Origin of the sequence: Microbacterium sp. No. 7 (assembly GCF_001314225.1) — a bacterium.
GTDB lineage: Bacteria > Actinomycetota > Actinomycetes > Actinomycetales > Microbacteriaceae > Microbacterium.
On the sequence record NZ_CP012697.1, the window covers coordinates 3,674,806 to 3,689,065 of the forward strand.

General features: G+C 72.6%; 16 protein-coding genes. 6 read left to right on the forward strand and 10 right to left on the reverse strand.

Features of this window, described 5'->3' with window-relative positions:
- Positions 1-281 precede the first annotated feature (281 nt).
- From AOA12_RS17095 to urtA, 8 genes are all read right to left on the reverse strand, one after another.
- Entirely contained in the window at positions 282-842 is a 561-nt protein-coding gene (locus AOA12_RS17095) for a TetR/AcrR family transcriptional regulator (RefSeq protein ID WP_231637111.1), read from the reverse strand.
- Positions 843-870: 28 nt separating this feature from the next.
- A complete protein-coding gene (locus tag AOA12_RS17100) occupies positions 871-1,431 on the reverse strand; it encodes a TetR/AcrR family transcriptional regulator (RefSeq protein WP_054687166.1) in 561 nt (186 codons plus the stop codon).
- Positions 1,431-3,128: a purine-cytosine permease family protein gene (locus tag AOA12_RS17105; RefSeq protein WP_054685509.1), complete on the reverse strand. Its 1,698-nt coding sequence runs from the start codon at positions 3,126-3,128 to the stop codon at positions 1,431-1,433. Before AOA12_RS17105 ends, AOA12_RS17100 begins: the two co-directional genes overlap by 1 nt.
- 111 nt (positions 3,129-3,239) lie before the next feature.
- On the reverse strand, positions 3,240-3,926 hold the full coding sequence (urtE, locus tag AOA12_RS17110) for an urea ABC transporter ATP-binding subunit UrtE (RefSeq protein ID WP_054685512.1): 687 nt from the start codon (positions 3,924-3,926) through the stop codon (positions 3,240-3,242).
- A gap of 1 nt (position 3,927) precedes the next feature.
- Positions 3,928-4,740 carry an urea ABC transporter ATP-binding protein UrtD gene (urtD, locus tag AOA12_RS17115; protein ID WP_054685516.1) on the reverse strand — a complete coding sequence of 271 codons (813 nt, stop codon included), beginning with the start codon at positions 4,738-4,740 and terminating at the stop codon, positions 3,928-3,930.
- Entirely contained in the window at positions 4,737-5,837 is a 1,101-nt protein-coding gene (gene urtC / locus AOA12_RS17120) for an urea ABC transporter permease subunit UrtC (RefSeq protein ID WP_231637112.1), read from the reverse strand. Before urtC ends, urtD begins: the two co-directional genes overlap by 4 nt.
- Positions 5,834-6,718, reverse strand: a complete 885-nt coding sequence (urtB, locus tag AOA12_RS17125) for an urea ABC transporter permease subunit UrtB (RefSeq protein ID WP_054685519.1) — start codon at positions 6,716-6,718, stop codon at positions 5,834-5,836. The genes urtC and urtB overlap by 4 nt, the downstream gene beginning before the upstream one ends.
- 112 nt (positions 6,719-6,830) lie before the next feature.
- Positions 6,831-8,162 carry an urea ABC transporter substrate-binding protein gene (gene urtA / locus AOA12_RS17130; RefSeq protein ID WP_231637113.1) on the reverse strand — a complete coding sequence of 444 codons (1,332 nt, stop codon included), beginning with the start codon at positions 8,160-8,162 and terminating at the stop codon, positions 6,831-6,833.
- Between the two features lie 283 nt (positions 8,163-8,445).
- Between urtA and AOA12_RS17135 the strand changes: the two genes are divergently transcribed.
- From AOA12_RS17135 to AOA12_RS17160, 6 genes are read left to right on the forward strand one after another with little or no spacing between them, the layout of a single operon-like run.
- Positions 8,446-8,748, forward strand: a complete 303-nt coding sequence (locus AOA12_RS17135) for an urease subunit gamma (protein WP_054685524.1) — start codon at positions 8,446-8,448, stop codon at positions 8,746-8,748.
- Between the two features lie 27 nt (positions 8,749-8,775).
- Positions 8,776-9,126: an urease subunit beta gene (ureB, locus tag AOA12_RS17140; protein ID WP_054685527.1), complete on the forward strand. Its 351-nt coding sequence runs from the start codon at positions 8,776-8,778 to the stop codon at positions 9,124-9,126.
- Positions 9,113-10,816, forward strand: coding sequence for an urease subunit alpha (locus AOA12_RS17145; protein WP_054685531.1), 1,704 nt, complete (start codon positions 9,113-9,115; stop codon positions 10,814-10,816). The genes ureB and AOA12_RS17145 overlap by 14 nt, the downstream gene beginning before the upstream one ends.
- Positions 10,817-10,831: 15 nt before the next feature.
- Positions 10,832-11,500: an urease accessory protein UreF gene (locus tag AOA12_RS17150; RefSeq protein WP_054685534.1), complete on the forward strand. Its 669-nt coding sequence runs from the start codon at positions 10,832-10,834 to the stop codon at positions 11,498-11,500.
- Positions 11,493-12,299: an urease accessory protein UreG gene (gene ureG, locus AOA12_RS17155; protein WP_082406341.1), complete on the forward strand. Its 807-nt coding sequence runs from the start codon at positions 11,493-11,495 to the stop codon at positions 12,297-12,299. The genes AOA12_RS17150 and ureG overlap by 8 nt, the downstream gene beginning before the upstream one ends.
- Positions 12,296-13,126 carry an urease accessory protein UreD gene (locus tag AOA12_RS17160; protein ID WP_082406342.1) on the forward strand — a complete coding sequence of 277 codons (831 nt, stop codon included), beginning with the start codon at positions 12,296-12,298 and terminating at the stop codon, positions 13,124-13,126. The genes ureG and AOA12_RS17160 overlap by 4 nt, the downstream gene beginning before the upstream one ends.
- Here AOA12_RS17160 and AOA12_RS17165 read toward each other — a convergent pair.
- Together AOA12_RS17165 and AOA12_RS17170 are read right to left on the reverse strand one after the other, a co-directional pair.
- Positions 13,101-13,439, reverse strand: a complete 339-nt coding sequence (locus tag AOA12_RS17165) for a PDGLE domain-containing protein (RefSeq protein WP_054685540.1) — start codon at positions 13,437-13,439, stop codon at positions 13,101-13,103. The genes AOA12_RS17160 and AOA12_RS17165 overlap by 26 nt on opposite strands.
- Entirely contained in the window at positions 13,436-14,122 is a 687-nt protein-coding gene (locus tag AOA12_RS17170; RefSeq protein ID WP_054685543.1) for an energy-coupling factor ABC transporter permease, read from the reverse strand. The genes AOA12_RS17165 and AOA12_RS17170 overlap by 4 nt, the downstream gene beginning before the upstream one ends.
- Positions 14,123-14,260: the final 138 nt, after the last annotated feature.

The following is a 14,260-nucleotide window of genomic DNA, read 5'->3' on the forward strand; positions in this document are numbered from 1 at the left end:
TGAGTAGCCGCCGGAGGCGGCGTATCGAAACCCATGTAACGGACCGCGGCAAGGGTCCCGATACACCCGCACCGGGTCGCGGGAACTCGATCCAGACCGAGGTATCGACGATCATCCGGCGAGAGCCGCGGTCTCGTCGTTCGACAGCTCGTGCCCCGTGCAGGACGTTTTCGCCGGGCCCGGGCGTGGTGCCCGGCGTTCAGTCCCTTCGCCGCGGAATCTCCTGCACGGCGCACGATCCGCGGCATCCCTCGAGAAACGGATGCCGGATGCCGGCCGGCCTATCGACGGCGCGTGCGGTCGCGGACCGGGTCGAGGACGGCCTCGGCGGCCCAGGCGGCGGCGTCGGCGATGTCGGCGCGGTCCATGCCGAGCTCGCGGCGCAGCGACACCCATGTGACGGCCGAGTCGAGGTGCGACAGGGCCGCGACGATCGTCCGCCGCTCGGCCTCGTCGAGCGACGGGATCTCCTCGCGCAGCAGCCGGTCGAACAGCGCGCCCCGCGGCGCCGGCTCCGCGCCGTCGACGCCGCGCATGCTCGCCTCCGCGACGAGGTGCGCGAGCTCCGGGCGGTCGTCGTAGGCGTGCATCGCCTCGCGGATCAGGAGCGGCGCGTCGAAGATCGACGCGCACGCGCGGCGCGCGAACGCCATCTGCTCGATCCACGCCGCCGTCGCCATGAGCAGGTCGACGCGCGTCGCATAGGCGCGGAACACCGTGCGCTCCCCCACCCCGGCGCGGCGCGCGATGAGGCGGAACGAGACGTCGTCGGTGCCCAGCTCGTCGACGAGCGCCGCGTAGGCGCTGAGGATCGACTCCTGGGTCTTGTTGAGCGGTGCCACGGATGCCAGCCTCGAGACGCCTCGCCCGTCAGGAGCCGACGGCGACGCCCAGGGGCGCGACGGCGCGCGCGATCGCGCGGTCGACGACGTCGCCGATCTCGTCGGCGTCCATCCCGAAGCCGCTGCGCAGGCGCGCCCACATCTGCACCGACGCGAAGGAGGAGAGCATGGCGGTGATGCGCCGGCTGTCGCGACGGTTGAGGGTCGGCGCGCACACGTCGACCATGACCTCGATGCCGCGGGTGAGGAAGGTGGGCTCCGCGCCGGCGACCGGCGACGCCGTCGCCGCGCGGGCGCAGACGAAGGCGAAGGCGGGCGACGCGTCGCACGCGCGGAACCGCTCGCGCACGGCGGCCCGGAACTGCTCGACGGTCGTGAACGCCCCGATCGGCAGCTGCGTCTGCTCGATCCACAGCGCGAGGCTCGCGAGCAGGTGCGCGCGCGTCGGGTACTGCCGGTACACGGTGCGCTCGGAGACGCCGACGGCGTCGCCCAGGGCGCGGTACGAGATGTCGTCGAAGGGCTGCTCGCGCAAGAGCGCCGCAGCGCTCGCCACGATCGCGGTGGGCGTGTCGAACGCCTCCTGCATCACCCCTCGCCTCCCCTGCTTCCGCCGTACGGCCCGTCGCGCGGCCTCCGCCCGGCCCGCCACGGCTCGGGAGGCAGCACGTGCTGCCCGGCCCGGTCGAGCGTCAGCGCGAGCGACGACACGTACTGCAGCTCCCCCAGGCGTCCCGGCTGGGCCGACGCCAGCATATCCGGTCGCTCGAAGGTGTATCCCGTGACGTGGCAGCGCAGCCGCTCGCCCGACGGGTTGCCGTCGGCGTCGAGCATGGGCAGGTCGATGCCGTCTGAGCCGCGGCGCAGGTAGAACCGGCCGCGCGTGGCGATCGCCGTGAGCGGGGTGACGAGCACCGCGACGCCGATCGCGATGAGCACGGAGTAGGGCCTGAGCTCCGGGCCGAACAGGCCCGCGAAGGCCGACAGCGACAGCGCCGAGGCGAGCACGACCGACACGGGGCCGACGGGGTTCCACGCGTGCAGCATGCCGCGGCGGAACTCGGGGAAGCGCGGCGACAGCCGCAGCACGTACTTGTTCACGACGATGTCGGCCGCGATCGTCACGAGCCACGCCATCACGATGTTCGCGTAGAGCGCCAGCACGAACGCGATGAGGCTGAAGACGTCGAGGAGCATGAGCGCCAGCGCGATCGCGAGGTTGAAGAACACGAACACCGTGCGGCCGGGGTAGTGCCGTGTGATGCGCGTGTAGACGTTCGACCACGCGAGCGACCCCGAGTAGGCGTTGGTGACGTTGATCTTCACCTGGGCGAGGATGATGAGCACGAGCACGAGGGCCAGCGCGACCCACTCGGGCACCAGCGACGTGTACATGACCAGCAGCTGGTGCGCGGGCTCCGTCGCCCGCGCCTCCGCGCCCGGCCCGAGCCTGGTCATGACGTACACGGCGAGGAACACGCCGATGACCTGCTTGACGCCGCTGAAGACGACCCATCCCGGTCCGGCGAGCAGGAACGACGTCCACCAGGTGCGGGCGTTGGCGCGCGTGCGCGGCGGCATCGCACGCAGGTAGTCGACCTGCTCGGCCAGCTGCGGGGTGAGCGCGAAGCACACCGCCGCGCCGGCGACGACCGCGCCCACGTCGACCGCGCCCCCCGAGGCTCCCGGGAACGTCAGGAACGCCCGCACCGACGCGGGGTCGGACACCACGATCCACAGCAGCGGCGACAGCGCGAGCACGAGCCAGAGCGGCGTGGTCCAGAACTGCAGGCGCTCGAGCGCGCGCATGCCGTAGATCACGATCGGGATCACGACGAGGGTCGAGATCACGTAGCCGGCCGCGAGCGGCAGCCCCAGCGCGAGGTGCAGGCCCTGCGCCATGATCGCCCCCTCCAGGGCGAAGAAGATGCACGTGAAGCCGCCGAAGATGACGGTCGTGATCGCCGACCCGTAGTAGCCGAACCCCGAGCCCCGCGCGATGAGGTCGAGGTCGATGTTGTAGCGCACGGCGTAGTAGGCGATGGGCACGCCGACGGCGAAGATGATCACGGATGCCAGGGCGATGCCGAGCACGGCGTTGACCGTGCCGTGCTCGAGCCCGATGCTCGCGCCGATCGACAGGTCGGCGAGGAACGCGATGGGCCCGAGCGCCATGACCCCGACGGCGCCCGCGCTCCACCGGCGGAAGCTGCGCGGCACGTAGCGGAAGGCGTAGTCTTCGAGGCTGTCCTCGGCGGCCGCCCGTGCGCTGTCTGCTCTTGCCACCGCCGCTCCTCGCCCCGCGTGGGACCATTGTGGACGACTCGTGTTTCGTGCGCGTTGCGGCCCCTCGGCCCCTCGGCTCCCGGGACGAACGGGGACGAACGTCGACGGATGTCAGATCGCGAGTGCCGCGCGCACCGACGCCTGCGCCGCGGCGCCGCCCTCGCCCGCGCTCGTGACCACACCCGACGAGAGCACCACGTACCGGTCGGCCGCCTCGAGCGCGAACCCGATGTGCTGCTCGACGAGCAGGATGCCGATGCCGTCCGCGGCGAGCTGGACGATCGTCTGCTCGATCTCCGCGACGATCGACGGCTGGATGCCCTCGGTCGGCTCGTCGAGGATGAGCAGGCGCGGCTCGGTGATGAGGGCGCGGGCGATCGCGAGCTGCTGGCGCTGCCCTCCCGAGAGCAGGCCGGCCTTGCGCGTGGCGAACTGCGCGAGCGCGGGGAAGCGGTCCAGCACCTCGTCCATCATCCGCCTGCCGTTCCGGCGCCCGTCGGCGACGAGCTGCAGGTTCTCCCGCGTCGTCAGCTGCGTGAACGACTGCTGCCCCTGGGGCACGTAGGCCATGCCCCGGGCGACCCGCTTGTTGGGCGGCAGGGAGGTGACGTCCTCGCCGTCCAGCAGCACGACGCCACGCTTGGGGCGGACGAGCCCGATCGCGACCCGCAGCAGCGTCGTCTTGCCCGCGCCGTTGTGGCCGAGCACCGCGACCACCCTGTCCGACCCCGGCACGCTCACGTCGTGCAGCACGCGCGTGCGCCCGTAGCCGGCGTCGATGTCCTTCAGCTCCAGCACGTCAGGCCTCCTCCGTCGCGATGTCGTCCCCCGTCGCGGCCACCGCGGCCGCGGTGCCGAGGTACACCTCCTGCACGCGCGGATCGGCCTGCACGTCGGCGACCGACCCCTCGCTGAGCACCTTCCCCTGGTGCAGCACCGTCACCCGCGTGGCGAAGCGGCGCATGAAGTCCATGTCGTGCTCGACGACCAGGACGATCCGCCGTTCCGCGATGCGCTGGAGCAGCTTGCCGGTCTCCGTGCGCTCGTCGTGGCTCATGCCCGCCACGGGCTCGTCGAGCAGCAGCGCGCGGGGGTTCTGCACCAGCAGCATCCCGATCTCCAGCCACTGCTTCTGGCCGTGGGAGAGGATGCCGGCCGGGGTCGATCGGTGAGCCTCCAGGCCGACGTCGACGAGGGCGCGCTCGACCGGGCGGGGCACGACGCGCCGCGCGCGCAGCAGCGTGGCGGAGGGGCGATGGATGCCGGCCGCGATGTCGAGGTTCTGCATGACCGTCAGCTCGTCGAAGACGCTCGCGGTCTGGAACGTGCGCCCGATCCCGAGCCGCGTGACCTTGTGCACGGGCTTGCCGAGCACCTCGACGTCGCCGAGCCGCACCGATCCGGTGCCCTTCGACAGGCCCGTGATCGCGTCGATGCAGGTGGTCTTGCCCGCGCCGTTCGGACCGATGAGGAAGCGCACCTCGCCGACGTGGGCGTCGAACGAGACGCCGCCCACGGCGACGAACCCGTCGAACTCGACGCGCAGGTCGCCGACGACCAGCGACGTGGCCTCGGCGGCGGCCACGGCGGCATCCGTCTCGTGCGCGATCATCGTGCCACCCCCTCGGCCGATCCGGCCGGTCGCCCGAGCAGGCCCCTGACCCTCGCGACCAGGGAGGCGAGCCCCTGCGGGAAGAAGAGGATCACCACGATGAAGAGCAGGCCAAGGATGTAGGTCCACCCGCCGGGCCAGCTGGAGGCCAGGGTGGACTGTCCCCAGCCGATCGCCATCGCCCCCAGGGCCGGGCCGAACAGCGAGGCGCGGCCGCCCAGCGCCACCCCGGCGATCATCAGGATCGAGGCGGAGGCCCCGATCTCGGCGGGCGTGATGATGCCGACGATCGGCACGAACATCGCCCCGCCGACGCTGGCCATCACCGCGGCGATCACGTAGGCGACCAGCTTGATGTTGGCGGGGTCGTAGCCGAGGAACCGCACGCGCTCCTCGGCGTCGCGCGTGGCGAGCAGCAGCTCCCCGTACCGGCTGCGGTAGAGCTGCCACACCACCAGCAGGCACACGATGAGCAGCGCGGCCGTGATCGAGTAGATCATGATCTTGTTCGTGTTGTCGGTCAGGACGTAGCCGAAGAAGTACTTGAAGCCGCTGAGGCCCGTGTCGCCGCCGGTCTCGCGGATCGTGGAGCTGACGAGCACGGCCAGGGCGACGGCGAGCGCCTGGCTCAGGATCGCGAAGTACGCGCCCCTCACGCGGCGCTTGAACAGCGCGAAGCCGAGGATCGCGGCCACGATCGCGGGGAGCAGCACGATGGCGAACAGAGTGAACATCGGGCTGCGGAACGGCTCCCAGAACGCCGGCAGCGGCGCCAGCGGGTCGTACAGCACCATGAACGACGGGATCCTGTCGGGTCCGGCCGTCTCCAGCGTCATGTGCATCGCCATGGCGTATGCGCCGAGCCCGAAGAAGACGCCCTGCCCCAGCACGAGCATCCCGCCCCGGCCCCAGGCCAGGCCGATGCCCACCGCCACGATCGCCCAGGCGCAGTACTTGCCGAGGTTGTTGATCCAGTGCATCGACAGCATCGCGGGGGCGACGACCAGCAGCAGCACGGCGAACACCCCGATGCCGATGAGCGAGAGCCACGGCCCCCGTCTGGCCGCATCGAGCCTTGTCATGTCGAGCTTCGTCACACCAGCCTCCTCGTGCGTACCGTGAACAGGCCCTGCGGACGGAGCTGCAGGAAGACCACCACCAGCACGAAGGCGAGCACCTGCGCGAAGCTCCCCGTCGTCCAGTCGGCGAAGAAGGCCATCGCGAGGCCGACCGCCCAGGCGGCGATGACGGTGCCCTTGAGCTGGCCGATGCCGCCGGCGACGACGACGAGGAAGGCCGGGATGATGTACTGCGCGCCCATCTGCGAGTTCGTGCCGCCGATCAGGGACGCCGCCACGCCCGCCACGCCCGCGAGGCCCGACCCGACGAAGAAGGTGATCCGGTCGACGGAGCGGGTCGGGATGCCGGCCGTCTCGGCGAGGTCGCGGTTCTCCACCGTCGAGCGGATCCGGCGGCCGAACGAGCTGTACTTGAGCCACGCGGCCAGCGCGGCCACGCAGGCGGCCGCGAGCGCGATCGTGAACACCTGGCGGAGGGGCCAGCCGTAGCCGAGCACGTTCAGCTGCCCGTCGAGCCAGCCGGGGCTGCGCACCGGCACGCCCTGGGAGGGGAAGATCTGCAGCGCGGCCTGCTGCAGGATGAGGCTCACCCCGACCGTGGCCAGGAGGGTGTCGAGCGGCCGGCGATACATCCATTGGATGATGCTGACCTCGAGCAGGAGGCCCAGGAGGCCGGCGACCAGGAAGGCCAGCGGCAGCGCCACCGGGATCGAGATGTCGCTGGAGGGGATGACGAGCTGGGTCAGATAGGCGACGAAGGCGCCGGCCATGAGGAACTCGCCGTGCGCCATGTTGATCACCCCCATCTGGCCGAAGGTGAGCGCGAGGCCGAGCGCGGCGAGCAGGAGCAGGGCGCCCTGCGCGGTGCCGTTCAGCAGCGGCGGGATCAGAGTCTCCACGTGCAGTCACTCTCTGTGCGGAACGTGCGGGTGGGAATCGGGCGGGATGCCGGTGCGCGGGGCTCCGTGCCGACAGGGCACGGAACCCCGCGTCCGGGACTCCGGTGGGCGGTCAGCCCGCCGAGGTCACGAGCTGCTCGCGGATGTCCTCCGGGAACCAGTCGTAGCCGTACAGGTACGGGTCGGGGTCGATGAACCCGTCGGACTCCCAGACGATGTCGAACTGGTTGTCGGCGTTGATCCTGCCGATGTGGCCCGGCTTGGAGATGTGGTGGTTCTCGCCGTCCAGCGTGACGGTGCCCAGCGGTGCGTCGACGGTGATGCCGCCCGCCGCGGCCGCGGCGTTCACCGCGTCGACGTCGAACGATCCGGCGGCCTCCACGAGCGCCTTGTAGAGGTAGAGCGAGGTGTACGCGGCCTCCATCGGGTCGGAGGTCACGCCGCTGCTGCCGGGGAACGCCTGCCAGCTCGCGATGAACTCCGGGTTGTTCGGGGTGTCGAGCGACTGGAAGTAGTTCCACGAGGCGTAGTGGCCGGTCACCTCGTGACCCATGGCCGGCGCCTCCTCCTCGGCGATCGACACCGAGATGATCGGGGTCGTGTCGGGCGAGAGCCCGGCGTCGTAGTAGGCCTTGATGAAGCCGACGTTGGACGAGCCGTTGATGGTGTTGAAGATGAAGTCCGGGTCGGCCGCGACGATCTTGGCCACCTGGGTCGTCCAGTCGTCCCGGTCGAGCGGCACGTACTCCTCGCCGACGATCTCGATGCCGAGCTCGGCCGCGTAGAGCTTGATGATCGCGTTCGCGGTGCGCGGGAAGACGTAGTCGGAGCCGGCCAGGAACAGGGTCTCCACGCCCTCGGCCTTGAGGAAGTCCATCGCCGGGATGATCTGCTGGTTCGTGGTCGCGCCGGTGTAGTAGATGTTCGGCGACGCCTCCAGGCCCTCGTACTGCACCGGGTAGAAGAAGAGCCCGTTGTGCTCCTCGACGATCGGCTTGACGGCCTTGCGGGACGACGAGGTCCATCCGCCGAAGATCGCGGCGACGCAGTCCTGCGTGAGCAGCTTCTCGGTCTTCTCCGCGAAGGTGGGCCAGTCGGTGGCGCCGTCCTCCTGGATGTACTCGATCTGCTTGCCGAGGATGCCGCCGTCGGCGTTGATCTCGTCGGCCGCCATATGCAGCACGTTCGAGACGGTCGTCTCGGAGATCGCCATGCCTCCCGTGAGCGAGTTGAGGAAGCCGAGCTTGATGGTGTCGCCCGAGGTGTCGACGCAGCTGGCCGACGCCTCTCCGGACGACGCCGACGACGCGGCGGCGGTCGGCTCGTCGCCGGCGCGGCTGCCGCAGCCGCTCAGGACCAGTGCGGCGGCGGCGAGCATGGCGCCGGCGCCGAGGGCGGCGCGGCGTGACGACGCCGTGCGCGATGACATACGTGTGTTCTGCATGGATGCTCCGATCTCACGGGCTTGCGGGAGGGACTTCGTGCGGGAACTTCGACGTGCTGTGTGCACTCAGAGTGAGACCATGTCATTGCCCTGACATTTCTCGATTGTTCCGATCTGATGAACAAAACACGGGCGAGCCCTCGCGTTAACCCCTGAATTACAAGGCACGAAGGACGGAAGGCCTTTTTCCGGCATTCCAATCCGACCTGGACGAACCCGCGAATATGGCACACTTCTGACACGAGCTCGGACACCCGACCGGGCCGTTCCGGGAAGGTGGGCGATGCACATCACGCCGTCGGAGGCCGAGAAGCTCCTCCTCGCCGTCGCGGGCATGATCGCGCGCGACCGGCGGGCGCGGGGCATCGCGCTCAACCATCCCGAGGCCGTCGCCCTGCTCTCCTGCTGGGTCATCGAGGGCGCCCGCGAGGGACGGTCGGTGGCCGACCTCATGGACGCCGGCCGGCGCGTGCTCACCCGTGCCGAGGTCATGCCCGGCGTGCCCGAGATGCTCGCCGACGTGCAGGTGGAGGCCACGTTCCCCGACGGCCGCAAGCTGGTGACCCTGCACCACCCGATCGACTGACCACCCGATCGACCGAGAGGACCCGTCATGGCATCGTCGTCATCCGCCGGACCGGGCGCGTTCCGCATCGCGCCGGGCGAGATCGAGATCAACGCCGACCGCACCCCGGCCGAGCGCCTCAGCCTCGTCATCGTGAACACGGGCGACCGGCCCGTGCAGATCGGATCGCACCTGCACCTGCCCGACGCCAACGCCGCGCTCGACTTCGATCGCGACGCGGCGCACGGCTTCCGCCTCGACATCCCGTCGGGCACGTCGCAGCGGTTCGAGCCGGGCGCGTCGCGACGCGTGGATGCCGTGGCCCTGCGCGGGCGGCGGATCGTCCCCGGCATCCGGATCAAGGACGCGGCGGAGGCGCGGCTCGATGGCGCGCGTTGACCGCCGGCGGTACGCCGCGATCTACGGGCCCACGGCGGGCGACCAGGTGCGGCTCGGCGACACCGACCTGTGGATCGAGATCGAGCGCGATCTCACGGTCGGCGGCGAGGAGGCCGTCTTCGGCGGCGGCAAGTCGATCCGGGAGTCGATGGCACAGTCGGCCGCCTCGCGGGCCGACGGCGCCCTCGACACCGTCATCACGAACGCGATCGTGCTCGACTGGTGGGGCGTCGTGCGCGCCGACATCGGCATCCGCGACGGACGCATCGTCGGCCTCGGCCACGCCGGCAACCCCGACGTCGCCGACGGCATCGACCCCGACCTCGTGATCGGCCCGTCCACCGACGTGATCTCCGGCGAGGGCCGCATCGTCACGGCGGGCGCGATCGACTCGCACGTGCACCTGCTGTCGCCGTCGCAGCTGCACGAGGCGCTCGCCACCGGCATCACGACGATCGTCGGCGGCGGCACGGGCCCCTCGGAGGGGTCGAAGGCGACGACCGTGACGCCCGGCGCCTGGCACCTGGCGGCGATGCACCGCGCGCTCGACGCGGTTCCCGTCAACGTGCTGCTGCTCGGAAAGGGCAACACCGTCTCGGCCGCGGCGCTCGGCGAGCAGGCGCTCGCGGGCGCCGCGGGCTACAAGGTGCACGAGGACTGGGGGTCGACGCCCGCCGCGATCGACGCCGCGCTGCGCGCCGCCGACGAGTGGGGCCTGCAGGTCGCGCTGCACTCCGACTCGCTCAACGAGGCGGGCTTCGTCGAGTCCACGGTGGCGGCCATCGGCGACCGGTCGATCCACGCCTTCCACGTCGAGGGCGCCGGCGGCGGGCACGCCCCCGACATCCTCACCCTCGCGAGCCTGCCGCACGTCATCCCCGGCTCGACCAACCCCACGCTGCCGCACACGGTCAACACCGTCGCCGAGCACCTCGACATGCTCATGGTGTGCCACCACCTCAACCCCGCCGTGCCCGAGGACCTCGCGTTCGCCGAGTCGCGCATCCGGGCCACGACGATCGCCGCCGAGGACATCCTGCACGACATGGGCGCCCTGTCGATCACGTCGTCCGACGCGCAGGCGATGGGCCGCATCGGCGAGGTGATCACGCGCACCTGGCAGGTCGCGCACGTCATGAAGCACCGGCGCGGGCCGCTCGGCACGGGCCTGCCCGCCGACAACGAGCGCGCGCGGCGCTACGTCGCCAAGTACACGGTCAACCCCGCGATCGCGCACGGCGTCGCCTGGGACATCGGCTCGGTCGAGAAGGGCAAGCTCGCCGACCTCGTCGTGTGGGACCCGCGGTTCTTCGGGGTGCGGCCCGCCGTCGTGATCAAGGGCGGCGCGATCGCGTGGGCCGCCCTCGGCGACCCCAACGCGTCGATCCCCACGCCGCAGCCCGTGCTGCAGCGGCCCGCGTTCGGCGACGCGATCGGCGCGTGCCTCTCGGCGACGTACGTGGCCCCCGCGGCGCTCGAGGCCGGCCTGGCGGGCACGCTCGGCCTGCGCCGGCGGCTCGCCGCCGTGCAGCCGACCCGCGCGATCGGCAAGGCCGACATGCGCAACAACGACGCGCTGCCCCGCATCGCCATCCGGCCCGACACCTTCGAGATCGCGATCGACGGCGACGTGGTCGTGCCGGCGCCCGCCGAGACGCTGCCGCTCGCGCAGCTCTACTCCCTGTTCTGACCGGGCGCCCCGACCGTGCCGACCGCCGCCATCGTCTCGCTGCTCCTCGCCGACGCCCGCCTGCCCGCGGGCGGGTTCGCGCACTCCGCGGGCCTCGAGCCCGCGCTGCTGGGCGGCATGCCGCCGCACGCGGTGCCCGCCTATCTGCGCGCCCGCGTGCGCACGACCGCGCTGACGGATGCCGCCGTCGCGGTCGTCGCGCGGCACGTGCTGCACCAGGGGGCGGGCAGCGCGGCATCCGTCGAGCGCGCGTGGGCGGCGCGCACGCCGAGCCCCGCGATGCGCGCCGCGTCGCGCGACCTCGGCCGGGGCCTGCTGCGTCTCGCCCGGCGCCTGTGGCCCGCGTCGGCGGCGCTCGCCGCGCTCGGCGACGACCCCGCGCCGCCCCGCCCCCTCGTGCTCGGCGCGATCGCCGCCGAGACGGGCATCGACGCCGCGACGCTCGTGCGCGTCTCGGTGTACGACGACGTCGCGTGCGCCGTCGCCGCGCTGCTCAAGCTCGAGCCGGGCGACCCGGCCGCGGGCGTCTCGCTCACGCTCGACGCGTGCGCGACCGTCGAGGAGGAGATCGACCGGATCGCGGCGCTCACCGCGCCCGACCAGATCCCTGCGGAGAGCGCTCCGCAGGCCGAGGCGTGGGCAGAGGACCACGCGCTGACCGACAGGAGGCTCTTCCGTGCCTGACCACGCGTCCACCCCCGCATCCGCTGCCGTCCCGCATGCGCCCTCCCGGGCGCTCCATGCTCCTGCCCGGGCGCTCCGCTTGGGCGTCGCCGGCCCCGTCGGCACCGGCAAGTCGTCGCTCATCGCGACCGTGTGCCGCGTGCTCGCCGACGAGCTGCGGCTCGGCGTCATCACCAACGACATCTACACCGACGAGGACGCGCGCTTCCTGCGCTCGGCGGGCGTGCTCGAGCCCGAGCGCATCCGGGCCGTCGAGACGGGGGCGTGCCCGCACACCGCCATCCGCGACGACATCACGACCAACCTGCTCGCCGCCGAGGACCTGGAGCGCGAGTTCGCCCCGCTCGACGTCGTGCTCATCGAGTCGGGCGGCGACAACCTCACGGCGACGTTCTCGCCCGCCCTCGTCGACGCGCAGATCTTCGTGCTCGACGTCGCGGGCGGCGGCGACGTCGCGCGCAAGGGCGGCCCGGGCATCGGCCGCGCCGACCTGCTCGTGGTCAACAAGACCGACCTCGCCCCCTATGTCGGCGTCGACGTCGACCTCATGGTCGCCGACGCCACGGCCGCCCGCGACGGACGCGCCGTGCTCGCGCTGTCGCGCAGCGACGAGGCATCCGTCGGCGCCCTGCGCGCGTGGGTGCTCACGGTGCTCGACGCGCACCGCCGCGGCGTGCACGTGCCGCAGGACCCGGGGCCGATGGCGCCGCACTTCCACGCCGACGAGGAGCACCCCGACGGCGGCTACGTGCACGCCCACGGCGAGCACGAGCACGAGCACTCCCACGATCGGGCATGACGGCGACCCGCATCGCGGTGACGCGCGCCGAGCCCCGATCGCACGTCGACGTCGCGGTCGGGGCCCTCGCGCCGCGCATCGTCGACCGCGGCCCCGCGCACGCGCACGTCGCGATCGCCGCGGCGGGCATGCTGCTGCTGTCGGGCGATCGCGTGCGGATCGACGTCGACGTCGGCGACGGCTGCACGCTCGAGATCGACGACGTCGGCGGGACCGTCGCCTATCCGTCGATCGGCGAGGCCGCGACGTGGACGCTCGACATCCGGGTGGGCGAGGACGCCACGCTCCTCTGGCACGGCCTTCCGTTCGTGATCGCGACGGATGCCGACGTGCGGCGCCGCACGACGATCCGCTGCGCGGCCGGCGGCGCCGTGCTGCTGCGCGAGACGCTCGTGCTCGGCCGGCACGGCGAGGCGGGCGGGCGGCTGCACTCGCAGCTCACGGCGACCGACACCGCGGGCGACCTGCTCGTCGAGCACCTCGTCCTCGACGGCGACGACCCCGTGCCCGGCGTGCGCGGCACGCACCGCGTGCTCGACGCGGTGATCGCGCTCGGCTGGCGCCCGCCGGCGCGGCCCCGCGATCTCGTGCTGGAGGCCCCGGGGGCCGTCGCGCGCTTCCTCGGCGCGGCCGGCCACGAGTCGCCGCTCGACGGCGCGTGGCGGGAGTGGCGCGACGCGATCAGGACGCGCGGCGACGCGGTCGGGGCACGGGACGACGCGGTCCGGGCACGCGACGTGGTCAGGACGCGCGGCGGCGCGGTCGGGCTACGGGACGACGCGGCCAGGACGCACGACGCGGTCAGCACGCGCGGCGGCGCGGCGTGAGCCGCCGCATCCCGCGCACGAGCATCCACGCCACGGCGAAGGTCACGAGGCATCCGACGGCGCCCGCGATCGCCGTGCCGAGCCCCGGCGACGCGACGAACGAGCTCTCGTAGTCGGCGAACGGGCCGCCGGCGGTGGCGCTGTCGACGGCCGTGTGCGCGAAGCCGAGCGACTCCGCGACGAACTCCAGCCCGTCGGGGTGTCCCGACGCGAACAGGCTCGCGACGCACGCGAGCACGAGGGCGACGATCACGGCGCCGATCGCGAAGGCGCGCGTCGAGACGCGCGGGGCGCTCGTCGGCGTCGCCGTCATGCCGGCACCGCCTCGGAGGGGCGGGTCGCTCGCGGGGCCGGCCGGGCGCCGTGCACGAGGTCGGGACGCGTCGCCATGACGACCGCGACGACGACCGCCGTGATGAGCGCCTCGCCGACGCCGATGAGCGCGTGCCAGCCGACCATCGAGGCCAGCACGGCGTCGAGCGGCAGGGGCGCCTGCCCGCCCACGGCGAACAGCAGCCCGAACGCGAGGGATGCCGCGGGCACCGACACGAACGCGCCGAGCGCCGCGGCGGCCACGACCGACCACGGGCGCCGCGGCAGCAGGCGCTGCGCGAGCCGCGCCACGCCCCAGCCGGCGGCGATCGCGACGACCCCCATGAGCGTGATGTTGGTGCCGAGCGCGGTGAGGCCGCCGTCGGCGAACACGACGGCCTGCACGACCAGCACGACGCTGAGGCACAGCAGCCCGAGCGCGGGCCCCAGCAGCATCGCCGCGAGCACGCCGCCCATGAGATGGCCGCTCGTGCCGGCGGCGACGGGGAAGTTGACCATCTGCGCCGCGAAGACGACCGTGGTCACGAGCGGAAGGAGCGGCGCCGTGCGCTCGTCGATGCCCGTGCGGCGCGTGCGGTGCAGGGCGAGGCCCACCGCCGCCGCGGCCACCAGGCCCGTCGCGACCGACGTGGGCGTGTCGAGAAAACCGTCGGGAACGTGCACGTGACCTCCTTGCGTCCGGCGCGGCACCGCCGCATCCGCCCCTCACGCTAGCCCCGCCCGGCGCACCCCCCGTTTCCCCCCGGTTACCCCCACGTTTCCCACCCCCGCGAGACGGCGGGCGCGGGGTGGATGCGGGGG

Coding starts and splice junctions, on each gene's coding strand:
- AOA12_RS17100 (WP_054687166.1), bottom strand. CDS start 1,431: ATGCAGGAGGCGTTCGACACGCCCACCGCGATCGTGGCGAGCGCTGCG.
- urtD (WP_054685516.1), bottom strand. CDS start 4,740: ATGATCGCGCACGAGACGGATGCCGCCGTGGCCGCCGCCGAGGCCACG.
- AOA12_RS17165 (WP_054685540.1), bottom strand. CDS start 13,439: ATGACGGCGACGCCGACGAGCGCCCCGCGCGTCTCGACGCGCGCCTTC.
- AOA12_RS17145 (WP_054685531.1), top strand. CDS start 9,113: ATGGCGCGCGTTGACCGCCGGCGGTACGCCGCGATCTACGGGCCCACG.
- AOA12_RS17135 (WP_054685524.1), top strand. CDS start 8,446: ATGCACATCACGCCGTCGGAGGCCGAGAAGCTCCTCCTCGCCGTCGCG.
- ureB (WP_054685527.1), top strand. CDS start 8,776: ATGGCATCGTCGTCATCCGCCGGACCGGGCGCGTTCCGCATCGCGCCG.
- AOA12_RS17160 (WP_082406342.1), top strand. CDS start 12,296: ATGACGGCGACCCGCATCGCGGTGACGCGCGCCGAGCCCCGATCGCAC.
- urtA (WP_231637113.1), bottom strand. CDS start 8,162: ATGCAGAACACACGTATGTCATCGCGCACGGCGTCGTCACGCCGCGCC.